Source organism: Spirillospora sp. NPDC127506, assembly GCF_040302145.1.
In the GTDB taxonomy this organism is placed as follows: Bacteria; Actinomycetota; Actinomycetes; order Streptosporangiales; family Streptosporangiaceae; genus Spirillospora.
The window spans coordinates 42,056-68,306 of sequence record NZ_JBEORG010000034.1 but is presented as its reverse complement, the minus strand read 5'-3'; the positions used below and the strand labels follow the sequence as shown (position 1 = coordinate 68,306).

The 26,251-nt window shown below is 74.1% G+C and carries 22 protein-coding genes; 14 read left to right on the top strand and 8 right to left on the bottom strand.

Annotation, left to right across the window (positions count from 1 at the left end; translation table 11 throughout):
• Window positions 1–101: 101 nt before the first annotated feature.
• Window positions 102–986 carry a serine hydrolase gene (locus ABTW95_RS27270; protein ID WP_396450114.1) on the bottom strand — a complete coding sequence of 295 codons (885 nt, stop codon included), beginning with the start codon at window positions 984–986 and terminating at the stop codon, window positions 102–104.
• 184 nt (window positions 987–1,170) lie between these two features.
• A complete protein-coding gene (locus ABTW95_RS27265) occupies window positions 1,171–2,133 on the bottom strand; it encodes a LysR family transcriptional regulator (protein ID WP_396454107.1) in 963 nt (320 codons plus the stop codon).
• Between the two features lie 113 nt (window positions 2,134–2,246).
• On the opposite strand from ABTW95_RS27265, the gene ABTW95_RS27260 reads away from it, so the two are divergent.
• Complete coding sequence (locus tag ABTW95_RS27260; RefSeq protein WP_396450110.1) at window positions 2,247–3,899, top strand: penicillin-binding transpeptidase domain-containing protein; 1,653 nt, start codon at window positions 2,247–2,249, stop codon at window positions 3,897–3,899.
• 4 nt (window positions 3,900–3,903) lie between these two features.
• Here the strand turns inward: ABTW95_RS27260 and bla are convergent, their stop codons facing one another.
• The 3 genes from bla to ABTW95_RS27245 form a co-directional block, all read right to left on the bottom strand.
• Entirely contained in the window at window positions 3,904–4,857 is a 954-nt protein-coding gene (bla, locus tag ABTW95_RS27255; protein WP_396450108.1) for a class A beta-lactamase, read from the bottom strand.
• A 107-nt stretch (window positions 4,858–4,964) separates the two neighbouring features.
• On the bottom strand, window positions 4,965–5,999 hold the full coding sequence (locus tag ABTW95_RS27250) for a magnesium transporter CorA family protein (RefSeq protein WP_396450106.1): 1,035 nt from the start codon (window positions 5,997–5,999) through the stop codon (window positions 4,965–4,967).
• Window positions 6,000–6,047: 48 nt separating this feature from the next.
• Complete coding sequence (locus ABTW95_RS27245) at window positions 6,048–7,046, bottom strand: LacI family DNA-binding transcriptional regulator (protein WP_396450104.1); 999 nt, start codon at window positions 7,044–7,046, stop codon at window positions 6,048–6,050.
• A gap of 138 nt (window positions 7,047–7,184) precedes the next feature.
• Here ABTW95_RS27245 and ABTW95_RS27240 point away from each other — a divergent pair, with 138 nt between their 5' ends.
• Window positions 7,185–8,390 carry an MFS transporter gene (locus ABTW95_RS27240; RefSeq protein ID WP_396450102.1) on the top strand — a complete coding sequence of 402 codons (1,206 nt, stop codon included), beginning with the start codon at window positions 7,185–7,187 and terminating at the stop codon, window positions 8,388–8,390.
• Window positions 8,391–8,397: 7 nt separating this feature from the next.
• On the opposite strand, the gene ABTW95_RS27235 is transcribed toward ABTW95_RS27240, so the two are convergent.
• Window positions 8,398–10,158 (bottom strand): dolichyl-phosphate-mannose--protein mannosyltransferase, encoded by a 1,761-nt coding sequence (locus tag ABTW95_RS27235; RefSeq protein ID WP_396450101.1) that lies wholly within the window; start codon window positions 10,156–10,158, stop codon window positions 8,398–8,400.
• A gap of 44 nt (window positions 10,159–10,202) precedes the next feature.
• Between ABTW95_RS27235 and rsmI the strand changes: the two genes are divergently transcribed.
• Together rsmI and ABTW95_RS27225 are read left to right on the top strand one after the other, a co-directional pair.
• Window positions 10,203–11,039, top strand: a complete 837-nt coding sequence (gene rsmI, locus ABTW95_RS27230; RefSeq protein ID WP_396450100.1) for a 16S rRNA (cytidine(1402)-2'-O)-methyltransferase — start codon at window positions 10,203–10,205, stop codon at window positions 11,037–11,039.
• A gap of 140 nt (window positions 11,040–11,179) precedes the next feature.
• A complete protein-coding gene (locus ABTW95_RS27225; RefSeq protein WP_396450099.1) occupies window positions 11,180–11,482 on the top strand; it encodes a hypothetical protein in 303 nt (100 codons plus the stop codon).
• A 61-nt stretch (window positions 11,483–11,543) separates the two neighbouring features.
• Here the strand turns inward: ABTW95_RS27225 and ABTW95_RS27220 are convergent, their stop codons facing one another.
• On the bottom strand, window positions 11,544–12,983 hold the full coding sequence (locus ABTW95_RS27220) for a glycosyltransferase family 39 protein (RefSeq protein WP_396450098.1): 1,440 nt from the start codon (window positions 12,981–12,983) through the stop codon (window positions 11,544–11,546).
• A gap of 766 nt (window positions 12,984–13,749) precedes the next feature.
• On the opposite strand from ABTW95_RS27220, the gene ABTW95_RS27215 reads away from it, so the two are divergent.
• Together ABTW95_RS27215 and ABTW95_RS27210 are read left to right on the top strand one after the other, a co-directional pair.
• On the top strand, window positions 13,750–15,150 hold the full coding sequence (locus tag ABTW95_RS27215) for a glycosyltransferase family 2 protein (RefSeq protein WP_500227766.1): 1,401 nt from the start codon (window positions 13,750–13,752) through the stop codon (window positions 15,148–15,150).
• Window positions 15,151–15,222: 72 nt separating this feature from the next.
• Window positions 15,223–17,103 carry a hypothetical protein gene (locus ABTW95_RS27210; protein ID WP_500227765.1) on the top strand — a complete coding sequence of 627 codons (1,881 nt, stop codon included), beginning with the start codon at window positions 15,223–15,225 and terminating at the stop codon, window positions 17,101–17,103.
• Between the two features lie 26 nt (window positions 17,104–17,129).
• Here ABTW95_RS27210 and ABTW95_RS27205 read toward each other — a convergent pair whose 3' ends face one another.
• Window positions 17,130–18,752 carry an ArnT family glycosyltransferase gene (locus ABTW95_RS27205; protein WP_396449673.1) on the bottom strand — a complete coding sequence of 541 codons (1,623 nt, stop codon included), beginning with the start codon at window positions 18,750–18,752 and terminating at the stop codon, window positions 17,130–17,132.
• A 97-nt stretch (window positions 18,753–18,849) separates the two neighbouring features.
• Here ABTW95_RS27205 and metG point away from each other — a divergent pair, with 97 nt between their 5' ends.
• From metG to ABTW95_RS27165, 8 genes are all read left to right on the top strand, one after another.
• The gene (gene metG, locus ABTW95_RS27200; RefSeq protein ID WP_396449672.1) at window positions 18,850–20,643 is read left to right on the top strand and encodes a methionine--tRNA ligase; all 1,794 of its coding nucleotides are present in this window, start codon (window positions 18,850–18,852) and stop codon (window positions 20,641–20,643) included.
• Complete coding sequence (locus tag ABTW95_RS27195; RefSeq protein ID WP_396449671.1) at window positions 20,640–21,464, top strand: TatD family hydrolase; 825 nt, start codon at window positions 20,640–20,642, stop codon at window positions 21,462–21,464. Before metG ends, ABTW95_RS27195 begins: the two co-directional genes overlap by 4 nt.
• 246 nt (window positions 21,465–21,710) lie before the next feature.
• A complete protein-coding gene (locus ABTW95_RS27190; RefSeq protein ID WP_396449670.1) occupies window positions 21,711–22,484 on the top strand; it encodes a resuscitation-promoting factor in 774 nt (257 codons plus the stop codon).
• Window positions 22,485–22,512: 28 nt separating this feature from the next.
• On the top strand, window positions 22,513–23,394 hold the full coding sequence (gene rsmA, locus ABTW95_RS27185; RefSeq protein ID WP_500227764.1) for a 16S rRNA (adenine(1518)-N(6)/adenine(1519)-N(6))-dimethyltransferase RsmA: 882 nt from the start codon (window positions 22,513–22,515) through the stop codon (window positions 23,392–23,394).
• Window positions 23,395–23,498: 104 nt separating this feature from the next.
• On the top strand, window positions 23,499–24,611 hold the full coding sequence (locus tag ABTW95_RS27180) for a glycoside hydrolase family 26 protein (RefSeq protein WP_396449668.1): 1,113 nt from the start codon (window positions 23,499–23,501) through the stop codon (window positions 24,609–24,611).
• Window positions 24,612–24,686: 75 nt separating this feature from the next.
• Window positions 24,687–25,607 (top strand): 4-(cytidine 5'-diphospho)-2-C-methyl-D-erythritol kinase, encoded by a 921-nt coding sequence (locus ABTW95_RS27175; RefSeq protein WP_396449675.1) that lies wholly within the window; start codon window positions 24,687–24,689, stop codon window positions 25,605–25,607.
• Between the two features lie 127 nt (window positions 25,608–25,734).
• The gene (locus ABTW95_RS27170; protein ID WP_500227763.1) at window positions 25,735–25,911 is read left to right on the top strand and encodes a hypothetical protein; all 177 of its coding nucleotides are present in this window, start codon (window positions 25,735–25,737) and stop codon (window positions 25,909–25,911) included.
• A gap of 56 nt (window positions 25,912–25,967) precedes the next feature.
• Window positions 25,968–26,216: a hypothetical protein gene (locus ABTW95_RS27165; RefSeq protein ID WP_396449666.1), complete on the top strand. Its 249-nt coding sequence runs from the start codon at window positions 25,968–25,970 to the stop codon at window positions 26,214–26,216.
• The last annotated feature ends 35 nt before the right edge of the window (window positions 26,217–26,251 follow it).

The window sequence follows — 26,251 nt, the reverse complement described above, 5'->3', positions numbered from 1 at the left end:
GTGCCGCCCCGTCTCTCCCACGGATACGTGATATTGAATGTGACACGTTTTCGCGTTCGCCGCCCATCCCGTTCATGAGCCCCGTACATGAGGGGCGCCGTTCAGGAGCGGCGGAGGGATTCGACCGCCATCCGGGCCGCGGTGCCGATGACGGCGTCGGCCTGCGGCAGCACCGCCGCCGGCACCGGCGACCGGGTGAAGACCGCCACGGCGTACCGGGCGCCGTCGGGGTACTCGACCGCGCCGATCTCGTTGCGGATGGTCGGCAGCGTCCCCGTCTTGCCGCTGACGACGACGTCGTCGTAGGGGAAGCCGGACGACAGCCGGTGCGGCCACACCTGCAGGCCGAGCAGCCGCCGCATCGCCGCGCAGTGCTCCGGGGGCGCCGCCTCGTCCCGCCAGATCATGGACAGCAGCCGGGTCATGTCGCGGGCCGTGCTGCGGCTGGTGCGGGACGGGTCGAGGGCCCGCAGCCGGCCGAGGACGCCGGGCTCGTCCAGCTTCGCCCACACCTCCGCGAACGTGGCCGCGCCGGCGTCCGCGAGCAGCGACTCGTGCAGCTCGCGGCCGTTGACCTCGACCACCGTGTCCCGCAGCCCGAGCGCCGCGGCCGCGGCGTTGACCGCGTCCCGGCCGACCCGGTCCAGGACGGCGTCGGCGGCGGCGTTGTCGCTCACGGTGATCATCAGGCAGGTGAGGTCGCGCAGCGACATGCGCACCTCGTCCAGCAGCGCGGACACCCCGGTCGGCCCCGCGGTGCGGTCCCCTGGCCGCAGCACGACCTGCTCGGCCGGGTCGAGCAGCCCGTCGGCGGCCTGCCGGTGGAACGCCACCAGCAGCGGCACCTTGAACACCGACGCGATCACGACCGGCTCGTCGGCGCCGACGGCGACCTCCCGCCCGGTGTCCATGTCGACGGCGTGCAGGAACCCGGTCACCCCGGCGCCCCGGAACTCCGCCTCGATCCCCATCACCGCGTCGCTCATGCGCCGTCCCGGTTCGCGTCCCTCATGCGTGTCGTTGTTGGGGGGACGACCCCCCGAGCCCCCCGGTTCGCGTCGCTCATGCGCGTCCTTCTTGGGAGGGCGACCCCCCAAACCCCCCGGTTCGCTCCGCTCATGCGTGTCTCTTTTGGGGGGACGACCCCCCAAACCCCCCGGTTCGCTCCGCTCATGCCAGGAATCCCGAGGACGGGCGCGGTACGACCCGGCGCGCGGGGGCGGCGTCCAGCGGCGCCATGCCGGCCTCGCGGCGCAGCACGGCGGTCGCGACGGAGGTGAAGTCGGCGATCGCGCGGGCGTGCTCGGGGTCCCGGGTCCGCCGCCACGCGCACGACGTCCGCCAGGCCAGCGGCTCGCCCACCAGCGGCCGCCACGTCACGCCGGGAGCGTCGTCGGTGCGCGGCGCCAGCGCCACCGCCGTCCCCGCGAGAACGAGGCCGAGCGCGAACTGCGGGTGCCGCGCCTCGTGGACGGCGGCGGGCGCGTACCCGTGCCGGCGGCAGCCCGCGAGCAGCTCGTCGTGCGCGCCGGGCGCCTCCTCGCGCGGCGGCACGACGAGGTCGCGGCCGCCGAGGTCGGCGAGATGCACCTCGGGGGCCGCGGCGAGGTCCGCGCCGGCGGGCAGCAGCACGCCGAGCGGCTGGCCGAGGAGCGGGCCGAGCTCCAGGCCGCGGGAGTCGCACGGATGCCGCACCACCCCGGCGTCCAGCGCCCCGTCGGCGAGCGCGCGGACCTGCTCGGCCGTGCCCGTCTCGCGCAGGTCGAGCCGCAGGTCGGGGCGGTGCGCCCGGAACGCCGCGATCAGCGCGGCGACGACCCGGCCGCCGAGGTCGCTGGGCAGGCCCGCGCGCACCGTGCCGACCTCGCCGAGCCTGGCCCGCTCGGCGACGGAGTAGATGCGGTCCACGCGGGCGAGGACGTCCCGGGCCTCGTCCAGCAGCAGCCGGCCCGGCGCGGTCAGCTCCACCTTCCGGCTTGACCGGTCGAACAGCCGCACCCCGAGCTCCCGCTCCAGCCGCTGGATCCGCTGGCTGAGCGGCGGCTGGGCCATGCCGAGCCGCTCCGCCGCGTGCCCGAAGTGGAGTTCTTCTGCGACCACGACGAAGCACCGCAGGTGCCCGACCAGGTTCACGAGCAGCGAGGATATCAATATCGATATCTTTGTGACATTGATAGCAATCTTGGACTTTCCGGGCGGCGCCTGATGTTCTTGTGCCTCCATATCAGGGGGAAGGGAGATCGACGATGCGCCGATCCCGTGTGCTCGCCGCCGCCGCGATCGCGGTGGCGGTGCTCGTCGCCGGAGCGGGGACGGTGTGGTTCCTGCGCCGCGGAGAGGACCCGGAGGACGCCGCGCAGCGGTTCCTCGCGGCCTGGAGCGGCGGCGACCTCGCCGCGATGAAGGCGCTCACCGACCGACCGCCCGCCGACTTCGAGCAGCGGTTCACCCGCATGCGGGAGGACCTCGGCGTCACCGCCCAGCGCTACACCGTCGCCTCGGTGGGCAAGCCCGACGGGGGCAGGGCGGGCGGCTCCTACAGCGCGGAGCTGACGCTCGCCGGCGACCGGAAGTGGACCTACGAGGGGTCGCTGCCGCTCGTCGAGCGGGACGGCGAGTGGCTCGTCCGCTGGTCGCCGGAGGTGATCTTCCCGACCCTGCGGGAGGGGCAGCGGCTGCGCGCGGCCCGCGCCTGGCCCGGCCGCGCCGCCGTCCTCGCCGCGGACGGCAGCGATCTGGGCGCTTCGCCGTCCGGGTCCGCGCGGCAGCTCGCCGGGACCGTCGCCCCGGCGTCCGCCGAGGTGGCGAAGAAGCTCGGCGCCCCCTACCGCAAGGGCGACCTGGCGGGCGCGGACGGGCTGCAGAAGCAGTACGAGCGCCGCCTCGCCGGCACGCCCGCCCTCACCGTCCAGATCGTGGACGCTGACGACAACCCGGTGAAGACGCTGAAGCGGTTCGGCGGCACCGACGGGCAGCCGCTGAAGACCACGATCGACCCGAGGGCGCAGGCCGCCGCGGGCAGGGCCCTCGGCGACGTGGACAAGCCCGCCTCGATGGTGGCGCTGCGCCCGTCCACCGGCGAGATCCTCGCGGTGGCGAACAAGCCCGGCGGCTACAACCGGGCGCTGATGGGCCAGTACCCGCCCGGCTCCACCTTCAAGGTCGTCACCGCCGCCGCGCTCGTCGCGGGCGGCGTGTCCCCGTCGACGAAGGTCGGCTGCCCCGCCACCACCGACGTCGGCGGCCGGTCGTTCCACAACTACCAGCACGAGGACTTCGGGACGATCCCGTTCCGCGAGGCGTTCGCGCACTCCTGCAACACCACGTTCGCGCGCCTCGCCGTGGACAAGCTGGGCGAGAAGCGGCTCGCGCAGGTCGCGGCCCAGTTCGGGTTCAACGTCCCGATCATCGCCGGGCTCCCCGCCGTCCGGGCCGCGTTCCCCGACAACCGGGACGACACGGCGTTCGCGTCCGCGTCCTTCGGCCAGGGCAAGGTGCTGACCAGCCCGCTCAACATGGCGAGCGTCGCCGCCGCGGCGGCCGACGGGACCTGGCGGTCGCCCCGCATCGTCGACGCCGCCCTCGCGAGCAGGGCCGCCGACGCCGGGGGCCGCAAGCCGGAACCGCCGAAGAAGCTGGAGCCCGCCGTCGAGAGGGCCCTGCACTCCCTGATGCCCGCCGTCGTCAGCGAGGGCACCGCGTCCGGCGTCGGGTTCCCGCCTGGCACCGCCGGCAAGACCGGCACCGCCGAGTTCGGCTCGGGCAAGAACCCGCCCACCCACGCGTGGTTCATCGGCTACCGCAAGGACGTCGCCTTCGCCGTGATCGTCGAGGGCGGCGGCACGGGCGCCGAGGCCGCCGCCCCCATCGCCGCCGAGTTCCTGAGGGCGCTGTCCTGACCGGTCACCGCACCAGGGCGCGGGCCAGGACCGCGGCGGTGCGGGCGATGGCCCCGTCGTCGGCTGCGGCGTCCGCCCGCCGCTTGTTCGTGGTGATGACGATGATGAGCGGCGCGCGGGACGGCGGGTAGGCGACGGCGATGTCGTTGGCCGTGCCGTAGGCGCCGCCCGTGCCGGTCTTGTCGCCGACCGTCCAGCCCTCCGGGAGCCCCGCGCGGATGCGCTCGTCCCCGGTCACCGTCGCCTTCATCCAGCCGATGAGGCGCGTGCGGTCGGCGGGGGCGAGCGCGTCGCCGGCGGTGAGCGCGCGCAGGTCGTCCGCCCAGGCGCGCGGCGCGGTCGTGTCGCGCTGCTCGCCCGGTCTCCAGTCGTTGAGGGCCGTCTCCCAGCGGTCGCTGCGGCTGACCCGGTCGCCGAGCGAGCGGAGGAAGGCGGTGAGGCCGGCGGGCCCGCCGATCTGCTTCAGCACCAGGTTCCCGGCGGTGTTGTCGCTCTCGGTGATCGCCGCGCGGCACAGGTCGGCGACGGTCATGCCGGTGCCCACGTGCTTCCCGGTGACGGGGGAGTGGTCGACGAGGTCGTCCTCGGTGTAGCGGACCACCTTCTCCAGCAGGCCGGGGGCGGAGCGGCGCGCCTTCCGCAGGACCGCGCCGCACGCCATCGCCTTGAACGTGGACGCGAACGGGAACGTCTCGTCCGCCCGGTGGGAGACGGACCGGCCGGTGCCGGTGTCGATCGCGTACGCGCCGATGCGGGCGCGGTGCGTCCGTTCGAGGCGGTCCAGCCGCCTGGTCACGTCCGCCTGCGGCGCGGTGCTCTCGGACGCGGTGATCCGGGACGGTCCGCCCTGCGGCGCCGCGTCCTGCGCGCCGGGTTCCGCGTCCGCGGCGCAGCCCGCGGCGGCGGACACGGCCAGGACGGCGGCGAGCGCCCGGAGACGGGGAGCCTGTTTCGTCATGCCGCCGAGCAGACCAGAGCGGCGAAGCCGATGTCCAATATCGATATCGATCGCGGACCGATACGCCTTCTCATATGCGTGCGCCGCGACGTGCGCCCGCGCGGGCCTCACAGCCAGTCGCGGAGCTTGAAGACCGCGTAGAGGACGGTGCTGCAGACGACGATGATGACCGCGCTCGCGATGAAGCCGCCGTGCTGCGAGAAGCCCGGGTAGGGGACGTTCATCCCGTAGAACCCGGTGACGGCGGTCGGCACGGCGATGATCGCCGCCCAGCTCGTGACCTTCTTCATCACCTCGTTCATCCGGTTGCTCTGCAGCGCCAGCCGCGTGTCGAGCAGGTCGGCGACGAGGTCGCGCAGGCCGTCGGTCCACTCCCCGACGCGCAGCGTGTGGTCGTAGACGTCCTGGAAGTAGGGGACCAGCGGCGCGGGGACGAGCCCCAGGTCGCGGCGGAGCAGCGTGTTCAGCACCTCCCGCATCGGCAGCGCGACCCGCCGCAGCTTGGCCAGGTTCTTGCGCAGCCGGTAGCTGCGCCGCTGGATCTCCTTCACCGGGAACTCGTCGCCGAAGACCAGGTCCTCGACCGCGTCGGCCTCGTCGTCGAGCGCCTGCACGGCCGCCAGCTGCAGGTCGACGACGAGGTCGAGCATCCCGTACACGAGGAACGCGGCGGTGGGCTCGTCGTAGCCGGAGCCGGGGCTCTGGTCCCAGCGCTCGATGAGCGCGCCGACGTCGAAGCCGTGCTCCTGCCGGACGGTGACCAGCGCGCGTTCGGCGATGAAGGCCGACAGCTCGTGCATGGCCATGTCGCCGCCGTCCACGTGCGGGACGTAGACGTTGAGGAACGCGTACCCGTGGTACCGGTCGAGCTTCGTCCGCTCGTGCCGGGACACCGCGTCCTCCACGGCGACCGGGTCGAGGCCGAGCTCGTCGCCGATGATGCGCAGGTCCTCGTGGCGCGGCGCGCACAGGTCGACCCACACGACGATGCCGGGTCGCGCCAGGTGGTCGCTCACCTCCGCGACGGGGAAGTCCTCCGCCACGATCCGGCCGCCGCGCCAGGCCCGCGTCCGCGGCGGCGAGACTCCCGCCGGCCGCCCCGGCGGCCCGTCGGCGCCGCTCTCGGGCGGCTGGGATCCCATGCGCCCCTTATACCCCTGTTCTCCGGAAGGCCGAGGAGAAAGGGACGCTCAGCCGCTGCGCGGGGCGGCCGTGGACGCGCGGACGACGAGTTCGCCCGGCAGGACGCGGGAGGCGGGTCGGCGGCCCTCCAGCAGGCCGAGCAGCGCCGTCATGCCCTGCGCGCCCAGCTCCTCCGCCGGCAGGCGGACGGTGGTGAGCTCCGGTTCCAGCGCCGTCGCGAGCAGCACGTCGTCGAACCCGGTGACCGACAGGTCGGCCGGGACGTCCAGGCCGAGCGCCCGCGCCGCCTTGTAGGCGCCCGCGGCGATCAGGTCGTCGTCGCACACCAGGGCGGTCGGCGGCCGCGGGCCGGACAGCAGCCGCAGCGCGGCGTCCTTCGCGGACGCGACGTCGATCGCGCAGGCGCCGCGGGCCAGCGCGCCGCCGGGCAGCCCCGCGACGACGGCGGCGAGGGCCTCGGCGCGGGCGCGGAACGTCCACTGGTCGACCGCCGCGGCCACGTGCCCGAACCGCCGGTGGCCGAGGCCGGCCAGGTGCCCGGCGATCGCCCGCATCCCGTCGGCGACGCCGAAGTCGACCGTGGGCACGCCTCCGCCGGGGCCGCTGTCGAGCATCACGGCGGGCGTCTCGCGGAAGCGGCCGAGCACGTCCACGGGCATCGAGGACGCGAGGATCCCGTCGATCGCCTCCTCCGACCCGAACGGGCTGTCGGCGGGCCCCTCCGCGTCGTCCGGCCACGTGGACACGACCACCCCGAAGCCGTGCCGGGCCGCGACCCGCGCCGCGCCCGTGTAGACGGGGCCGAAGAACGGCGCGCTGAGGGTCGGGACCATCAGCAGGACGGTCCGGGTGGTGCCGAGCCGGAGGTTGCGGGCCGCCTGGTTGGGCCGGTAGCCGAGCCGCTCGGCCGCGTCCCGGACGCTGCGCGCGGTCGCGGGGGAGACGCGCCCGCTCCATTTGCCGCCCAGCACGAGGGAGACCGTGGACTGCGAGACACCCGCCTCCTGGGCCACGTCCTTGCTGGTGGGACGGCTGATCGCCGGCACCCGCACCTCCCTGGGCGGCCTTCTCGCGGACTCGCTGACGGACACGTACCGGAAACAGACTAGAGCGGAGGCCCCCGGAAGTGGTACGTATGACGGGTCGAGTAATACGTATGACTGGGGATCTTCGGGGGCCATCGGATGCGCGGCTACGTCGTCTTCCTGCGCAGGCCGCACGCGGCGCGGCTGCTCGGCGGCACCCTGCTCGGCCGGCTGCCCAACGGGATGGGCATGCTCGCCGTGGTGCTGCACGTCCGCGCCGACGACGGCGGCTACCCGCTCGCCGGGACGCTCGCCGCGGTCTTCGGCCTGGCGACCGCCGCCGGGCAGCCCGTCCTCGGCCGCGTCATGGACCGCTACGGCCAGCCGCCGGTCCTGCTGCCCGCCGCCTGCGCCGCCGCCGCGGGCTTCGCGCTGCTCGCCGCGGTCGGCGCCCACCCGCTGCCGGCGGCCGTCGCCGCCGTGGTCCTCGCCGGGTTCGCCACCCCGCCGCTGGAGGCGGGGCTGCGCGCGCTCTGGCCGGACGTCCTGGACGGCCAGGAGGAGGTCGACGCGGCGTACGCGCTCGACGCCGCCGCCCAGGAGATCCTGTTCACCGTCGGGCCGCTGCTCGTCGTCGCCGCGGCGGTGGTGAGCACCGAGGCCGCGCTGCTGCTCACCGGCGCGCTCGGCGTCGCCGGGACGCTCGTCGTCGCGCTGTCCGGGCCGTCCCGCCGGTGGCGGAGCGCGCCGCGCGCCGCCGACTGGGCCGGGCCGCTGCGCTCGCCCGGCCTGCGGGTGCTGCTGCTGTCGCTCGCGTGCGCCGGGATCGCGCTCGGCGTCTACGCCGTCGCCGTCGTCGCCTACGCCGAGGAGCAGCGCAGCGACGTCGCGTCCGGGCTGCTGCTGGCGTGCATGGCGGGCGGCGCCCTCGCCGGCGGCATCGGCTACGGCGCCCGGCCGTGGCCGGGCGAGCCGCACCGCCGGCTGCGCTGGCTGCTGGCCGCGCTCGCCGCCGGCTACCTCCCGCTCATGCTCGCGCCCGGCCTGCCCGTCATGTCGGCGCTGGCGTTCGTCTCCGGCGTCTCGCTCGCGCCGGTGCTGGCGTGCAGCTTCTCGCTCGTCGACCGGCTCGCGCCCGCCGGGACCGTCACCGAGGCGTTCGCGTGGATCGTCGCCGCGATCGGCGCGGGCGGCTCGCTCGGCTCGTTCGTCGCCGGCATCGGGCAGGACGCGGCGGGCGTCCCGGGCGCGTTCGCCGGCGCCGGGATGGGCGGCGCCCTCGCGCTGGCCCTGTGCCTGCTCGGCGGCCGGGCGCTCCGCCCCCGCCCGCGGGCCGTGACCGCCACCGCCGAGGCGGCGGCCTAGCGGCCCGTCACACCCAGGACTGGAACCAGATCCGCGCGTGCCACTCGTCGTACGGGAGCGTCTGCGCCGCCAGGATCGGGTAGAAGTACGCGAAGTTCGCCAGCACCACCAGCAGGAACGCGCCCGCGGCGGCGGAGCCGACCAGCCGCCGCATGCCCGCGCCCTGGACCGCGCCCTGGACCGGCGCCGGCGTCGCGTGCGCCCCGCCGCCCCCATGGGGCCCGGCGTCCCGGTAGGGCTCGCCGGGCAGCGGGTAGCCCTCGCCGCCGCGGCCCGTCTCCCCGGGGCCTGTCTCCCCGAGGCCCGTTCGCCCGGGACTCGCCTCCCCGGGGAGCGCCGCGTGCGCCCCCGCCGCCCCGGCGGGCGCCGGGCCGATCAGATACCCCAGGACCAGCACGACCGCCAGCACCATGAACGGGATCAGCGGCGTCGCGTAGAAGAGGAACATCGTCCGCTCCGAGAACGCCGACGGGAACCAGGTCAGCCAGCCCGCGAGGAAGCCCAGCAGGATCGCGCCGGCCCGCCAGTCGCGCAGGACCAGCCACAGGAACACCACGGCGACCAGCGCGACGAGCGCGCCCCACCACAGCGCGGGCGTGCCGATGCCGAGGATCTCCCGCGAGCACCGGGCCGCGCCGCCGCAGCCGCCCTTCGGCTCGGTGTAGAAGAACGCGACGGGGCGGCGCAGGATCGGCCAGTCCCACGGCCACGACTGGTACGGGTGCTTCGCGTGCAGCCCGGTGTGGAAGCCGAGCATCTGCGAGTGGTACTCCCACAGCTTCGGCATGGCCTCGAACGGCCGCCACAGCAGGTGGTCGGACACCGTGCCGCGCCCCCAGCCGCCCGGCTTGAAGATCCACCCCCACCAGGTCGCCAGGTAGGTCACCAGCCCCACCACGACGAGCTGCACGAACGCCGGCACGGCCTCCAGCAGCATCGTCCCGGCGAACGGGGCCCGCACCCCGGCCGCGCGGCGGGCGCCGTAGTCCCACAGGACGACCATCAGCCCGAACGCGGCGACGTAGAAGATCCCCGTCCACTTGGTGGCGCAGGCCAGGCCGAGGCAGACGCCGCCCGCCCACCGCCAGCCGTGCGCGAGGAACGGCCCGTACACCGACCGGTCGCCGCGCTCGATCTTCTCGGCGAGGACGCGCCGGGACCGGTCCCGGTCGTTCACCAGGCACGCGAACCCGGCGAGGATCCAGAACATCACGAAGACGTCCAGCAGCGCGGCCCGGCTGGTCACGAACGCCAGCCCGTCCACCGCGAGCAGCAGCCCGGCGGCGCAGCCGAGCAGCGTCGACCCGGTCATCCGGCGGGCGACCCGGCACAGGATCAGCACCGACAGCGTCCCGATCAGCGCGGGCATGAACCGCCAGCCGAACGGCGTCGCGCCGAACATCCACTCGCCGACCGCGATCATCCACTTGCCGAACGGCGGATGCGCGACGAACGCGGGCCCGCTGCCCCAGATGTGCGCGTCCGGGTCGGCGATCAGGAGCTTGTCGGCGTTCTCGACGGTGTTGTGCTCCCAGCCGAACTTCAGCAGGGCGAGCGCGTCCTTCGCGTAGTACGTCTCGTCGAAGACCACCGCCTTCGGCGATCCCAGCCGGTGGAACCGCAGGTAGGCGGCGAGCGCGGTGACCAGCAGCGGGCCCAGCCAGGACAGCGGCGCCCCGCCCGGGATCGCGGGCGCGAGCCACTCCCGCAGCGAGGGCGGCCGGCGCCGGGACGCGACGGCTGGGGCGGGGACCAGGTCGGTCGTCATCCCGTCATCGTACGGGCGCGGCCGCCCGCTGGGAGAATGACCGGGTGACAGGGACTCTGGTGCTGGCGGCGGCGCCCATCGGGCGGGCCGGGGACGCGTCGGCCCGGCTGCGGGAGGCGCTGGCGGACGCGCCGGTGATCGCGGCCGAGGACACCCGGCGGCTGCGCCGGCTGGCCGCCGATCTCGGCGTCGAACTGACGGCGCGCGTCGTGTCCTACAACGACGTCAACGAGCAGGCGCGGGCCGCGGGGCTGGTGGAGGAGCTGCTGGCCGGGCGGGACGTGCTGGTCATCACCGACGCGGGCATGCCCGGCGTCTCCGATCCCGGATACCGGCTGGTGCGCGCGGCCCTCGCCGAGGGGGCGCCGGTCTCGGTGCTGCCGGGGCCGTCCGCCGTCACGACCGCGCTGGTGGTGTCGGGGCTGCCCACCGACCGGTTCTGCTTCGAGGGCTTCCCGCCCCGCAAGCCGGGGGAGCGGGCCCGCCGGTTCGCCGCCCTCGCCGGCGAGCCCCGCACGATGGTGTTCTTCGAGTCGCCGCGGCGGCTGGGCGCCACCCTCGCGGCGATGGCGGACGCGTTCGGCGCGGACCGCCCCGCCGCGGTCTGCCGCGAGCTCACCAAGACCTACGAGGAGGTCCGGCGCGGGACGCTCGGCGAGCTGGCCGCGTGGGCGGAGGGCCGGGTGCTCGGCGAGATCACGGTGGTGGTCGGCGGCGCGCCCGAGCGGGCGGGACTGACCGACCCCGCCGAGCTGGCCGCGGCCGTCGCCGTCCGCGAGGAGGCGGGCACGCCGCGCAAGCAGGCCATCGCGGACGTGGCCAGGGAGAACGGCGCCCCGAAACGCGTCGTTTACGACGCCGTTGTCAAGGCCAGGAAATAGTCACCGCCATCGGACCGGTCCAACCAGTTCTTTCTGGGAATAACTCCGATCGGTGGCGGACAACGGGGGCACCATGGGCTCGGCGAGGCCACCATGGAACTGGATGCGGTGAACCCGACCCGCGCGAGGGGGTGATAGCCGTGCAGGAAGCATGGTCGAGCCACGAGGTATGGGTCTTCGAGTGCCTGAGCTGCGCGACGACCTGGAACGAGGAGTTCGACGTCCGGCACGCCGGCGACGGGCACGGCAACGAGGTCGTCGTCTACGAGCGCGGCGGGCAGCCCTGCACGACGCCCTGGATGGACCGCTCCTGCCCGAAGTGCCAGAGCCAGAACGTGAAGGCCCTGTCGGCGCTCCGCGGCAAGGAGGGCGAGGTCCCCAAGGCGCGCAGCGGCAGCGACGTGGCGATGGTGTTCCACCTCCGCCGCATGCACGCCTGGTAGGGCGGCCGGCGGGTCAGGGCGGCGCGGGACGGCCGGCGGCGGAGGCCGGGCCGGCAGCGGGTCAGTTCGCCGCGACCTCGGGGACCTTCGCCTCGATCTCCGGCGCGTCCGGCACGGGGACGTCCCGGCCGCCGGACCCGCGCCGGAGCCGGCGCCCCCACCCGGCGACCGTCGCGCGCGCCTCCGGCGAGAACGCCGCGCCGGCGGCGAGCGCCGCCAGCGGGACGGCCGGCAGCACGTACCGGTAGTCGAACTCCGCGGTCGCGGCCGGTGCGAGCAGCAGCCCGGTCGCGAGCGTCCACGGCAGCAGCGCCTCGCCGCCGAACCGCCGCCACAGCGGGACCATCCCGGCCAGGCCGAGCAGCAGGATGGCGCCGACCATCGTCCCGCGCAGGTAGAACACGTCCTGGTAGCCGCGGGCGACCCCGGCGAACGGCTCCACCACCTGCGTCTGGGCGTTGCCGCGCTCGTACGCCCTGGCCTCCTGGGACGCGACCCCGCCGCCCGGCATGTGCCAGTCGGGCAGCTTCCGGCTCTTCTTCTCGAACTCGTACTGCGAGTATGTGGCCGCGTCGGGGAAGACCGTCCGCTCCCATCGGAAGACCCGGAAGAAGTCGTGCGCGACGACCCCCAGGTAGTCGCCCGGCTGCGCGATGATCGCGCGCTTGGCGAAGTCGTTGCCGAGCGCGTTGTTCTCCGGGCTGAACCGGGTGCCGGTGTAGCGGTTCAGCGGCGACTGGGCGTTCCAGATGCCGTCCTGGGAGTTGGGCAGCCGGTTCGCCGGCTCGGTGCACAGCGGGTACTCGCGGACCGGCAGGTCCTTCATCCGGTGGCAGTCGGCGAACTTGTAGACCCGCGCGTACAGGAAGATCCCGTTGCTCTCGGTGATCGCGAACTTGCCGCTGTCGACCTTGTACCAGCCCATGTACGCCAGCACCGGCAGCATGCAGGCGGCGAGCACGACTGCGATCGGCTTCCAGCCGGCGCGCCGGATGAGCAGGTAGACCAGCACGCCGAGCAGCACCGGCATGCCGACCGAGCGGGTCAGCCACGCCATCCCGACGATCAGCCCGACCGCCGCGGCGATCTTCCAGGTGGGGCGGTCGTGCCACAGCAGCAGCGTGACCGCGCTCAGCACCAGGAACGTGAACAGCGTGTCCGACAGGACGAGGTGCTCCAGCTGCAGCTGGTAGGCGTCCAGCAGGAACGGCGCGGCGGCGAGCGCCGCGCCCCAGCCGGGCAGCCCGAACCTGCGCCGCAGCAGCGCGTAGATCATCACGCCCATGGCCAGGCCCATCAGGTGCTGGAGGGCGGCGATGAGCACGAAGCTGTGGAACGGCTTGAGGACGTAGAGGAGGAACGCGTAGCCGTCGGGGCGCAGCGGATGCGGATAGGGGTCGGTCGCGACGTGCAGATAGTCGAAGCTGTCGTTGAAGAACATCACCGGCTGGTAGCCGAGCATCGCCATCAGCCGGAGCAGCGCCGCTGTGGTAATGATCACACTGAACGCCGGGTGGCGGCGCGCCAGTGTCCACAACCCGCGCGCGCGGCGCTTACCACTCGAAACCGCCTCATCTTCGGCGGTTTCCCCTATCGACGGCGTGTCGCCGCCCTTTTTCCGGGCGGCCGCGGAGTCGCCGGCGGGAGTGCCGGCGGGGCTCTCAGCGGGCGTGCGGCCGTTCTTCAGGCTGTCCTCAGCCGGGGATTCCGGGCCGCCCGCAATCCCTTTGCCGGGATTTGCCGCGGTGCTCGTCCGGCCGGGCGTGTCGGCCGCGGTTCCGCCGCCCGAGGGGGCGTCCCGGGCGCCCCGCCCGGCGGCGCCGGCCTCGGCGGAAGTGCCGTCCGAGGCGCCCGCGGAACCGCCGGACGGGCCGCCCGCGGCGGCCTCCGGCGCGGTGCCGGGCGCGGTGGAGAGTCCAGTGTCGAGCGCGGTGCCCTGCGGCGTTTCCCCCGCCACTGCCGCACCTCCCCTTCGGTGTCCGGCCCCCTGTCCGGTGGCACTGCTCTTTCCGGCGCGCGTCACAGCCGACCCACCCCTTCCGGGCCGCCGTGCCCGTATGCTTGACGTCCTAGCCTGCCGCCCGCGACCGTTCCGGAGAGGGTTTTTCGGTTGCAAGTGGGCAACACGATACGGGTGCTCTTGACGAGAGCGGCCATCATGGCCCGTCCTCGGCAGGCATCATGAACGACGATGGGCCGCCCCGCGGAACAACTGAGATTAGTGGAAAACGCCGCAGACGGTCACCAGGGGTAACGAAGGAGATCGCGTGGAACTCTCCGTAGTGATGCCATGTCTGAACGAGGCTGAAACGGTCGAGACCTGCGTCCGCAAGACCATCGGCTTCTTTGAGGACAACGGCATCGACGGCGAGGTCGTCATCGCCGACAACGGCAGCACCGACGGCAGCCAGCAGCTCGCCCGGGACGCGGGCGCGCGCGTCGTGCCGGTGATCGACAAGGGCTACGGCAACGCCCTCATGGGCGGCATCCGGGCCGCGCGCGGCAAGTACGTCGCGATGGGCGACGCCGACGACTCCTACGACTTCACCACCCTCGGCCCCTTCCTGGACGAGCTGCGCGACGGCGCCGACCTCGTCATGGGCAACCGGTTCAAGGGCGGCATCGCCGACGGCGCCATGCCGCCGCTGCACCGCTACCTCGGCAACCCGGTGCTCAGCTTCGTCGGCCGGCTGTTCTTCGGCAGCAAGATCGGCGACTTCCACTGCGGGCTGCGCGCCTTCGACAAGGACGCCATCCTGCGGCTCGGCCTGCAGACCGGCGGCATGGAGTTCGCCAGCGAGATGGTCGTCAAGGCGACCCTGCAGGGGTACGACATCCGCGAGGTGCCGACCACGCTGTCGCCGGACGGCCGGTCCCGCGCCCCGCACCTGAACACCTGGCGTGACGGTTGGCGTCATCTCCGCTTCCTCATGCTCTACAGCCCGCGCTGGTTGTTCCTCATCCCCGGATTGGTCTTCATGACTCTCGGCCTCGTCGCCGGGATCGCGCTGTCGACCGGTCCGGTGACCGTCGGGGAGATCGCGTTCGACGTCGACACCCTGGTCGGCGCGTCCGCCGCGCTGGTGATCGGCTTCCAGGCGGTGCTGTTCGCGCTGCTCACGAAGGTCTACGCGATGCAGGAGGGATTCCTCCCGCACGACCGCCGGGTGCAGAAGATCATCGACTGGTGGAGCCTGGAGCGCGGCCTGCTCATCGGCGGGCTGCTCGCCCTCGCCGGCCTCGGCGGCCTCGCCGCGTCGCTGCTGCACTGGCGGGTCAACAACTTCGGCGAGCTCGACCCGCGGCACTCGCTGCGCATGGTCGTGCCCGCCGCCACCGCGCTCGTGATGAGCTTCCAGGCCATCTTCGCGTCGCTGTTCGTCAGCATCCTCGGCATCCGCCGCCGCCAGCACCCGCCGCTCACCGACCCGGCCGAGGAGGCCGCCGGCGTCGTGGACGCCGCCGCGCACAAGGCCAGGCGCGCCGCCGAGCAGGCGGAGAAGGCCGGGCAGGCGGAGAAGGACGACGAGAGCGCGGGAGAGAAGGCCGGGGAGAAGGTCGCCGCCGGCAAGGCGGAGACCGCGGCCGCGCGGGACGAGACCGGCGGCGAGGAGGCCGCCGAGACCACCGGCGGGGTCACCGGCAAGGGCGGCGCGGCCGAGCGCTGACGCCCGCCCCGCCGAGAAGTTGCCGAGCGTTTCCGGGCCGGGGCCCGGCGCCCCGCCCGCACTGTGACAGGCTTGTCCTGCGATGGATCTTCGTTCACCGACCGCCCGCGCCCGGCGCGCCGCGCGCCGATGAGCGCCCGCCCGCCGGCGGACGCGCGGCCCGCGTCTCGGACCGCCGCGCGGCCCCCCGCCGCCCCGGCGGAGCCGCGCGCCGTCCCGTCCCCGGCGGACCGCCGCCGCTGGGCCTGGCTGTTCGTGCTCGGCTGGGCGGCGCAGGCCGCGCTGCGGCTGTGGCTCGGCTCGGGCCAGACGATCCCGGTGGCGACGCCGGACGAGTCCGGCTACCTGTTCGCCGCCCGCGTGCTCACCGGCGGCCCCGACGCGGACATGTCGTTCGGGACCGTCTACCGGGGCGGCTACCCGCTGCTGCTGCTCCCCGCGGTCTGGCTCGGCGACGGCCCGGTCGCCGTCTACCGGATCGCGCTCGTCATCAACGCGCTGATCAGCGCGTCGATGCTGCCGCTCGGCCACCTGCTGCTGCGCCGCCTCGGCGTGCGGCCCCGCTGGTCGTACGTGTTCGCGCACGTCACCGCGCTGCTGCCGTGCGTGCTGTTCTACTCGGCGTTCGTGCTGACGGACGCGATCCTGCCGGTCGTCTTCACCGGCTGGCTGCTGCTGGCGCACACGTGGCTGACCGCGCCGCCCAGGCCGCTCGGGCGCCGCTTCTCCGCCCGCCCGGCGCTGTGCGGGGCGGGCGCGTCGCTGCTCGTCGCCTACGCCGCCGCCTGCCACACGCGCGGCATGATCCTGCTGGCCGTGCACGCCGTGCTGATCGCCGCCGCGCCGCTGCTGCGCTGGCGGTCGTGGCGGAACGCGTGCGGCGCCGGGCTCGTCCTCGCCGCCGCGACGGGCGCGGGGACGCTGCTGAACCGGTCGCTGCTGCCGCACATGTACCCGTACGGCGACAACGACCTCGGCGGCAACGTCGTCCGGCGGCTCACCTCCCCCGACGGGTGGGGCTGGACGCTGTCGCTCGGCACCGGCCAGGTCTGGTACCTGGCCGTCGCGACCGGCGGCGTCGCGGCGGTGGGCCTGCTCGCCGCCGGTTACGCCGCGATCCGGCCGCCGATCACGCTGCCGGGCTCGCCGGGCCGGACGCGGGCGCTGGCCCTCGCCGTCCTCGCGGTCGCGGCGGGCATCGCGTTCGCGACGTCGGCGGCGCTGCCGGTCGAGTACCGCGTCGGCAACTACGTCTACGGCCGCTACCTCGCCTGCGCCGCCCCGATCCTGTTCGCCGCGGGGGTCGCGGTGCTGCTGCGCGCCCCCGCCCGTACGCTGCTGCGGGCGGCGGCCGCGGCGGCCGCGGCGACGGTCGCCGCCGCGTGCGTCGTCCAGTGGTACGCGGGCGACCTGCTCAGCCGGTACACCTTCACGGTCTACGACTTCCCCGAGACATCGCTGCTCACCTGGGACTGGACGGCGTTCCACCTGTGGCGCGCCACCGCGGCCGGGCTGGTCCTGCTGGGGCTCTCGGTGGCGGCCGCGCGGCTGCGCCGGCGCGGCCCCGCCCTGCTCGCGGGGCTGCTCGCCGTCGTCGCGGTCGCGATGTGCGCCACCGCGATCGACCGGATCGCGCAGCCGCTGGTGCGCGCCACGACCGCGCACGCCGACCTGCGGGAGCGCGTCGACCTGCGCGCGCAGCGGTCCATCGCGGTCGACTGGAACGTCCCGTGGACGATCCGGCTCTCCCAGTTCTACTGGGCGTGGTGGAGCGAGGGCACCGTCTTCGACGCCCGCTGGACGGCGCCGCCGCAGGACGCCGACCTGGTGGTGCTGGCGTGGCCGAAGGACGTCCCGGCGACCGCGTCCTGGCCGAAGGGCGCCCCGCCGGGCTGGCACGTCGCCGACAGCCGCCGCACGATCGAGGGCGACTGGGTCGCCTGGACCCGCTGACCCCCGGCCTCAGCGCCGCGCCGCGGTCACGGGCCGGGCGGGAGGGGCGGCGGGTTCCACAGCTGGAGGATCCCGTCGGAGGAGCGCCACATGAGCGTCCAGCCCTCGGCGGGGGACGGTCGCCAGCCGCCCGCGATCTGCGACTCCATGCCGCGCCACCGCGTGTAGAGCATCGGCCCCTCCATCGCGTTGCGCGGGACCTGCGGCATGTAGTGCGGCCAGTCGCGGATCTCGCCGCGCCAGACCCGGTCGCCCCACATGTCGCGGGTGTAGAAGGTGAGGGTCTGCGCGAGCCGCCGGTCGGCGCAGATCAGCGTGATGCCGCGGTGGTCGCCGAGGTAGCCGCGCAGCTCGTTCCACGCCTTGTCGCGCGGCAGGTCGGGCACGGCGCGGACCGCCGCGACCGCGTACCACCCGCCGAGCGCGACGGCGAGGACGGGCACCGCGACGGTCTTCAGCCGCAGCCGGGACACCCACCCGGCGGGCAGCATCCGGAACATCAGGATCAGCGACCCGGACCCGCCGGCCAGCAGCGCGGGCAGCACCGCGAACCAGTACCGCTGCAGCCAGGCGCGCAGCTTGATGTCGTTCGGGTCGAGGACGCCGGAGAAGACCGTCAGCGGGACGGCCAGGGTGAAGAACCACACCAGGACCAGCGCGAGGCGCCGGTCGCGGGTGACGGCCCAGCCGACGATCGTGAGGGCGAGCGCGGCCGTGAAGATGAGGCCGAGGGGGTTCCAGTCGTGCATCGCGCGCAGGAACGAGCGGGCCGCGAGCTCCCGGGTGACGTAGTCGCGGGACTGGCCGCCGTGCTCGGCCGCCGACACCAGCCCGGCGAGGGGGCTGCCCCAGACGAGCTGGTTGTGGACGAAGTTGAACACCAGGATCGCCAGCATCGGCGCGCCGACCGTGATGTTGCGCCGCCACGGGATCCGCAGCAGAGCCAGGTAGGCGGGGATGGCGAGGAACAGGAACGCCAGGAACTCCCGGATGAGGAACGACGCGCCGAGGAGCACCCCGGCGGCGAGCAGCATCCGGGTCTGCGCCCGGCCCGTCCGGCGGCTCGCGACGACGAGGCCCGCCATCCCGATCGCGAACAGCCCGGCGCCCGGCATGTCCGGCAGCATCACCCCGGTCGACCAGGTGATCTCGTGGCCGAACGGGTTCGTCATCGTGAAGAACGGGTGGACCAGCAGGATCGCCGCCGACGCGAGGCCCGCGACGTCCCCGAACAGCGACCGGACGACCAGGTACGTCCCGGTGAAGAACGCGATGCCGCCGAGCGCCGCGACGGTGAAGTAGGCGGCCTGGCCGGGCCCGAGGACCTCCTGGACGAGCCGCGCGGGCAGCACCAGCCCGATCCGGGTGACCTGGTGGGGGACCTCGTCGAACGGCCACTGGGTGAGCGGGATGTCGGGCCAGTCGCGGGCGGCGAGCCACACGTAGTACGGGTCGAAGTACAGCGGCGGCGGCATGATCACCCACTGGGCGAGCACCGCGGACGCCGCGACCAGCAGGGCCAGCCACACCACGCGCCGCGTCCGCCGCACCCGGCCGGCCAGCCGCGCGGCGCGCCCGCGGGAGGGGGCGTGCGGGCGGGCGCCGCGCGGACTCCGGCCGACGGTCTCGCCGGACGTGGTCTGGGCCATGCCTGGGCTCCCCCGCCTCCACTGATCAACCTGCCCCGGAACCCGGACCACGTTACTCGCGTGCCGGGGCCGCCGTGACGCGACTACCCTTGATTGCATGTCCTCGTCAAGCCGTCACATCTTGACCGCGCCCGCCTGGCCGTACGCCAACGGGCCCCGTCACATCGGGCACGTCTCCGGTTTCGCGCTGCCCGCCGACATGTTCAGCCGCTACCAGCGGATGTCGGGCAACAAGGTCCTGATGGTCAGCGGCACCGACGAGCACGGCACGCCGATCCAGGTGCAGGCCGACAAGGAGGGCGTGAGCGCCCGCGAGCTGGCCGACCGGTACAGCTCCGTGATCGCCGAGGACCTGCACGGCCTCGGCATGACCTACGACCTGTTCACCCGGACGACTACGCTGAACCACTACGCGGTCGTCCAGGAGATCTTCAAGGGCCTGTACGACAACGGGTACATCTTCCCGACCACGACGATGGGCGCGATCTCGCCGTCCACGGGCCGCACCCTGCCGGACCGCTACATCGAGGGCACCTGCCCGATCTGCGGGTACGACGGGGCGCGCGGCGACCAGTGCGACAACTGCGGCAACCAGCTCGACCCGATCGACCTGATCAACCCGGTGTCGCGGATCAACGGCGAGAAGCCGAAGTTCGTGGAGACCGAGCACTTCATGCTCGACCTGCCCGCGTTCACCGACGTCCTCGGCGAGTACCTGCGCAGCAAGCAGGGCCAGTGGCGCCCGAACGTGGTGAAGTTCTCGCTGAACCTGCTGGACGACCTGCAGCCGCGCGCGATCAGCCGCGACCTCGACTGGGGCGTGCCGATCCCGCTGGACGGGTGGCGCGACAACCCGGCCAAGAAGCTGTACGTGTGGTTCGACGCGGTCATCGGCTACTTCTCCGCGTCGGTGGAGTGGGCGAAGCGGGCCGGCGACCCGGAGGCGTGGCGCGCCTGGTGGCAGGACCCGGACGCCCTGTCCTACTACTTCATGGGCAAGGACAACATCGTCTTCCACACCGAGATCTGGCCGGCGATCCTGTTCGGCTACAGCGGCCGGGGCGACAAGGGCGGCACGCCGGGCTCGCTGGGCCCGCTGAACGTCCCGACCGAGGTGGTCTCGTCGGAGTTCCTGACGATGGAGGGCAAGAAGTTCTCCTCGTCGCGCAACGTCGTCATCTACGTGAAGGACTTCCTGGAGCGGTACGACGTCGACGCGCTGCGCTACTACGTCGCGGTCGCCGGGCCCGAGAACCAGGACACCGACTTCACCTGGGCCGAGTTCGTCCGCCGCAACAACGACGAGCTGGTCGCGGCGTGGGGCAACCTCGTCAACCGGTCGGTGAACATGGCGGCGAAGAACTTCGGCGCGATCCCGGAGGCCGGCGACCTCACCGACGCCGACCGGGCGCTGATGGAGCGCAGCCGCAACGCGTTCGCCGCCGTGGGCGCCGAGCTGGGCCGGTCCCGGTTCAAGAACTCGATCACCGAGGCGCTGGACGTCGTCCGCGACGCCAACCGGTACCTGTCCGACCAGGCGCCCTGGAAGCTCAAGGACGACCCCGAGCGCGTCAAGTCGATCCTGCACACCGCCCTCCAGGTGGTGGACGACGCCAAGACGCTGCTGACCCCGTTCCTGCCGAACTCGTCGCAGAAGGTCTACGAGATGCTCGGCGGCGAGGGCGTGTGGAGCGGCATGCCGCGGCTGGAGACGGTGTCGGAGGAGGGCGGCCCCGACTACCGCGTCCTCACCGGCGACTACGCGACCGAGGCGCGCTGGGAGTCCAGGCCGATCAAGCCGGGCGTGCCGCTGTCGAAGCCGACCCCGCTGTTCAAGAAGCTCGACGCGTCCGTCGTGGACGAGGAGCTCGCCAGGCTGGAGAACACGTGACCCGAGAGGGGGACGGGCAGGCCTCGCGTTCCTATCCGCCGCTGCCCGAGCGCCTGCCCGTCGACGTCTTCGACAGCCACTGCCACCTCGACATCGTCGAGACGCCGGTCGACGAGCAGCTGAAGGCGGCGAAGGCGGCGGGGATCGCGCGGATCGTCACGATCGGCTGCGACCTGCCGTCCTCCCGGTTCGCGGTGGAGGCCGCCGCCGAGTTCGACGACGTGTACGCGGCGGTCGCGATCCACCCGAACGAGACCACGGGCGTCTCCGGGGCCGTCCTGGAGGACGTCGCGCGGCTGGCCGCGCACCCGAAGGTCCGCGCGATCGGCGAGACCGGGCTGGACTACTACCGCGACTGGGCGCCCAAGGACGACCAGCACCGGTCGTTCCGCGCGCACATCGAGATCGCCAAGCGCACGGGCAGGGCGCTGGTCATCCACGACCGCGAGGCCCACGACGACGTCCTCGCGATCCTGGCGGAGGAGGGCGCGCCGGAGAGGGTGGTCTTCCACTGCTTCTCCGGCGACGCCCGGATGGCCGAGATCTGCGCCGAGCACGGCTATGTGATGAGCTTCGCGGGGAACATCACGTTCAAGAACGCGGAGCCGCTGCGCGAGGCGCTGCGGGCCGCGCCGCTGGACCTGCTGCTCGTGGAGACCGACGCGCCGTTCCTCACCCCCGTCCCGCACCGGGGCAAGCCGAACGCGTCCTACCTGATCCCGCACACGGTCCGCGCGATGGCCGAGGTCAAGGGCGTGGACGTGGCGGAGCTGTGCACGGCGATCGCCGCGAACGGGGAGCGCGTCTTCGGCCCCTGGTGAGCCGCGGCCCAGGGGCGCTCGGCCGCGGCCGATCACGATTCCGGTGGGGACGGATCCGCCTGCCGTGACGGTGCGTCGGAGCCGGGACGCATCACCCGCATGGGGCTTCTGAGGGCGATGAGGTGGCGGACGACGCCCGGTGCCTCTAATCTCTGGCCCATCGAGCGGGCGCCCCCGAGCCCGGCCCCCCTGGAGGAAACCCCCGTGCTTCCGAACGCAGTCCGTCGCGCACCCATGCTCCCGGCCGTGTCCGTCGTGCTGGCGGCGGCGATGCTGGCCACGGCGTGCGGCGGGGACGGCTCGGCCGGGCCGAAGGGCACCGCGCCCGCCGCGGACGCGCCGGACGCGGGCACGCCCCAGCCGCGCAAGATCCTGATCGTCGTCGACGGCAAGAAGGCCGAGACGATGACGACGGGCGGCACCGTGCAGCAGGTCCTCGAACAGGCGAAGATCGCCCTCGGCCCGTACGACCTGGTCAAGCCGGCCGTCGACCAGCCGCCCGGGGACGTCATCAAGATCATGCGGCTGCTGTCCGCGCCGAAGCTGAAGGTCGTCAAGACGCCCGCGAAGACGATCCGGAAGAACAGCTCGTCGGTGCCGCCGTGGAGCGAGAAGGTGCTGCGGGAGGGCCGGGACGGCATCAAGATCGTGAAGTGGGCGTACGTGCGGCGCAAGGGCAGGAAGGTCCCCAAGATCATCGCGCAGAAGGTGAAGCGCAAGCCGGTCGCGCGGATCCTCGCGGTCGGCCCGAAGTCCGCGGGCACCGGCGCGGCGGCGAAACTGAACTGGGCGGGGCTCGCCAAGTGCGAGTCCGGCGGCAACCCGAAGGCCGTGAACCCGGCCGGCTACTACGGCCTCTACCAGTTCTCCCTGGCCAGCTGGGCGTCGGTCGGCGGCAAGGGCAAGCCGTCCGACGCCAGCGCCGACGAGCAGACCTACCGCGCGCAGCTCCTCTACAACAAGGTCAACGGCCGCTGGCAGGGCCAGTGGCCCAACTGCGGCAAGTACCTGTTCTCCTGAGCCCCGGCCGAGCTGGGACAATCACCGGATGGGGGAGACACGGGGGCTGCTCGGCCCGGCGGACGTCCGGGAACTGGCGGCGCGGCTCGGCATCAGGCCGACGAAGACGCTCGGGCAGAACTTCGTCATCGACGCCAACACCGTCCGGCGGATCGTCCGGGCCGCCGGGCCGTCGCCCGACGACGTCGTCATCGAGGTGGGGCCCGGGCTGGGGTCGCTCACCCTCGCGCTGCTGCCGGAGGTGCGGCGCGTCGTCGCGGTCGAGATCGACCCGGCGCTCGCCGCGGAGCTGCCCGCCACCGTCGCGGCCCGCGCCCCCGGTCTCGCGGAGCGGCTGGAGGTGGTGCGCGCCGACGCGATGAAGCTCGCGGACGTGCCGGGGCCGGCCCCCACCGCGCTCGTCGCGAACCTCCCCTACAACGTCGCCGTGCCCGTCGTCCTGCACCTGCTGGCCGCGCTGCCGTCGCTGCGGACCGCGCTGGTCATGGTGCAGGCCGAGGTCGCCGACCGGATGACCGCCGCGCCCGGCTCCAAGATCTACGGGGTGCCGTCGGTGAAGCTCGCCTGGTACGGGGAGGCGCGCCGCGCCGGGGCCGTCGGCCGCGCCGTGTTCTGGCCCGCGCCGAACGTCGACTCCGGGCTCGTCGCGTTCACCCGCCGCGAGCCGCCGCCGACCGCGGCGTCCCGGGAGGAGGTGTTCGCGGTGGTCGACGCCGCGTTCGCGCAGCGCCGCAAGACGCTGCGCGCCGCCCTCGCGGGCTGGGCGGGCTCCGCGGCCGCCGCGGAGGAGGCGCTGCGCGCCGCGGGCGTCGATCCGCGGGCCAGGGGCGAAGCGCTGGACGTGGCCGCCTTCGCCCGGATTGCCGAGTATGGTCCTTCACGCCGGGGAGATCGCTCCCCGAACCCCTAGGCGGACGTTTCCCCCGGGGCGGGCCCCGCGCGGAGCGGGCGGCACAACACCAGCACGAGCCGGAGGTCGATGTGAAGGCGCGTTCGCGGACGGCGCGGACCAGGATGCCCCTCCTGGGGAGGCGGGCGTCCCTCGCGGGGACCGCGCTGCTCGCGGCCGCGGGCATGATCGCGACGGTGGCGGCCGGGTGCCGGGACGGCGCGGGCGCGGCACCGAAGATCACCACGACGGCGCGGGCCGGGGTCGCGCCGGTCCCGCCGAAGGAGGGCGCCTACTTCGGGGCCTGGGTGCCGCCCGAGGGCACCGGGCGGCCGCCGGCGTCCGGGAGCCCGTCCGCGCGCCCGTCCGCGCCCGGGGCGTCCTCCGGGCCGGCGTCGGCGTCGCCGTCCGGCAGGGACGCGGGCAAGCCGGGCATGGCCCCCGTCGTGGGCTTCGAGAGCCGCCTCGGCCGCCGGCTCGACATCGTGCAGAGCTACCGGAGCTGGAAGGGCGACTTCCCCGGCGACCTGGAGAAGTCCGTCGCGGACGGCAACCGGTACCTCCTGCTGACCTGGGGCGGCGCCGACACCCGGAAGATCGTCCAGGGCGAGTACGACGATCTCATCGCCAAGCGCGCCCGCGCCGTGAAGGCCCTCGGCAAGCCCGTGTTCCTGCGCTGGTCGCGGGACATGGACCGGGCGTCCGCCGGGAAGCGCGTCCACTCCCCGCAGGACTTCGTCGCCGCGTGGAAGCACCTGCGGGAGGTGTTCAAGCGGGAGAAGGTCGACAACGTCGCGTGGGTGTGGTGCCCCACCGCCCGCGGGTTCGGCGGCGCCGACGCCGGCTCCTTCTACCCGGGCGACGACCAGGTCGACTGGATCTGCGCCGACGCCGAGCCCGGCGCCGACTACGACTACCGCGACCTGTCCGAGGCCGTGAAGCTGTTCATGCAGTGGGCCCGCAAGCACAAGAAGCCCATCATGATCGCCGAGTTCGGGGTGCCGAAGTCCTACGGCCCGCGCCGCGCCGAATGGCTCCGCGAGGCCGCCAAGACCCTGCAGGACCCGCAGGTCAAGGCCGTCGTCTACTTCAACTCCGACGAGCAGGCCGAGAACGCCCGCGACAAGCGCCGCGCCTACTCGGTGAACGGGGACAAGCACGCGATGTCGGCGCTCCGCGAGCTGGCGACGACCCCGTACTTCAACCCGCGCAACCTCCCGGTGACCAGCGGCGGGTGATATGTCCACCCGGCGGGGACGCCCCACCTGCCCCCGGCAGGGCCATTTGCCAATAGGGTTTCCGACGTGAGCGCAGTGAGGGTACGCGTCCCCGCCAAGGTCAACCTGCAGCTCGGCGTGGGGCCGGTCCGCGACGACGGCTACCACGACCTGGTCAACGTCTTCCACGCCGTGTCGCTGTTCGACGAGGTGACGGCCGAGCCGGCCCCGCGGCTGGAGGTGCGCGTGCAGGCCGCGCCGCACTCGCGGGTCGACGTCGGCGGCGTCCCGGCCGGCGACGGCAACCTCGCGGTGCGGGCGGCCCGGCTGGTCGCCGGCCGGCTCGGCGTCGAGCCGCGGGTCGCGCTGCGGATCCGCAAGGCGATCCCCGTCGCGGGCGGCATGGCGGGCGGCAGCGCCGACGCCGCCGCCGCGCTCGTCGCCTGCGCGCGGCTCTGGGACGACCGGGAGCAGCCCGCGCTGTCCCGCGACGACCTGATGGAGATCGGCGCGGACCTCGGCAGCGACGTCCCGTTCGCCGTCCTCGGCGGCACCGCGGTCGGCGTCGGCCGCGGCGAGCGGCTCACCCCCGCCCTCACCCGCGGAACCTTCCACTGGGTGTTCGCCACCGCCGACGGCGGCCTGTCCACGCCCGCCGTGTACGGCGAGTGCGACCGGCTCCGCGCGGAGGCGGGTCGGGCGGCCCCGCGGCCCGAGGTGTCCGAGGGGCTGATGACCGCGCTCGCCACCGGCGACGCGAAGGGGCTCGGCGCCGCGCTGTACAACGACCTGCAGCCCGCGGCGCTGTCGCTGCGCCCGTCGCTGCGCCGCACCCTGGACGCGGGGCGCGACCTCGGCGCGGTCGGCGCGCTCGTCTCCGGCTCCGGCCCCACCTGCGCGTTCCTCGCCGAGACCGCCGAGGACGCCGCCGACCTCGCGGACGCCCTGGACGGGGCGGGCGTCGCCGAGCAGATCGTCCGGGCGTTCGGCCCGGTCCCCGGGGCCACCCTGATCTGAGCCGGGGGCTGCGGCCGGGGCCTGAGCCCCGGGGAGCCCGCGCTGTGAACCTCCTGTGCGCGACGGGCGTCCCACTCTCCGTGACAGCCATTTCCTGCCGCACCGATCCCCCCGGCGAGGTGGAGCGATGACGATCCTGTCCGGCCTGCTCGGTCTGGTCGCGCTCGTCATGATGGCGACGCTCGTCGTCCTGGCCGTGCGCCGCGACCGTGACATACGCCACAACGCCCCTGGCGCCACCGCGCGGGCCGCTACTGTGCGAGGCCGTGCCGGGGACTGCTCCGCACCCCCGGCCGTCCGCTGAACCACGGCGACATGCGAGGCCGGCCATGCGAGGCCGGCCATGAAGGGAGCGCGGGGATGAGCCTGCTGTTCTTGCTGGTGCTGGTGGGCCTGGTCCTTCTCGTGCTGGCCGGGGTCGTGATCGTCTTGGTCGCAGCCGTCAGCAGGAGCCGTGCCTCCGCCCCGCCCGCCTACGGGCAGCAGGCGTACGGCCAGGACCAGCAGCCCTATGGGCACGGCGGGCAGGGGTACGGCCAGCCGGGACATCCGCCCGCGCAGCCGCCCCCCGCGCCGCCGCAGGGTCCGCCGGACGCGCCGCAGGGCTGAGCGCGCGGCACGGGCGTTCGAGCGGCCCGGCGGGG

Coding starts and splice junctions, on each gene's coding strand:
- ABTW95_RS27260 (WP_396450110.1), top strand. CDS start 2,247: ATGCGCCGATCCCGTGTGCTCGCCGCCGCCGCGATCGCGGTGGCGGTG.
- ABTW95_RS27250 (WP_396450106.1), bottom strand. CDS start 5,999: ATGGGATCCCAGCCGCCCGAGAGCGGCGCCGACGGGCCGCCGGGGCGG.
- ABTW95_RS27235 (WP_396450101.1), bottom strand. CDS start 10,158: ATGACGACCGACCTGGTCCCCGCCCCAGCCGTCGCGTCCCGGCGCCGG.
- ABTW95_RS27165 (WP_396449666.1), top strand. CDS start 25,968: ATGAGCCTGCTGTTCTTGCTGGTGCTGGTGGGCCTGGTCCTTCTCGTG.
- bla (WP_396450108.1), bottom strand. CDS start 4,857: ATGACGAAACAGGCTCCCCGTCTCCGGGCGCTCGCCGCCGTCCTGGCC.
- ABTW95_RS27205 (WP_396449673.1), bottom strand. CDS start 18,752: ATGGCCCAGACCACGTCCGGCGAGACCGTCGGCCGGAGTCCGCGCGGC.
- rsmA (WP_500227764.1), top strand. CDS start 22,513: ATGGGGGAGACACGGGGGCTGCTCGGCCCGGCGGACGTCCGGGAACTG.
- ABTW95_RS27180 (WP_396449668.1), top strand. CDS start 23,499: ATGCCCCTCCTGGGGAGGCGGGCGTCCCTCGCGGGGACCGCGCTGCTC.
- metG (WP_396449672.1), top strand. CDS start 18,850: ATGTCCTCGTCAAGCCGTCACATCTTGACCGCGCCCGCCTGGCCGTAC.
- ABTW95_RS27270 (WP_396450114.1), bottom strand. CDS start 986: ATGAGCGACGCGGTGATGGGGATCGAGGCGGAGTTCCGGGGCGCCGGG.
- ABTW95_RS27240 (WP_396450102.1), top strand. CDS start 7,185: ATGCGCGGCTACGTCGTCTTCCTGCGCAGGCCGCACGCGGCGCGGCTG.
- ABTW95_RS27170 (WP_500227763.1), top strand. CDS start 25,735: ATGACGATCCTGTCCGGCCTGCTCGGTCTGGTCGCGCTCGTCATGATG.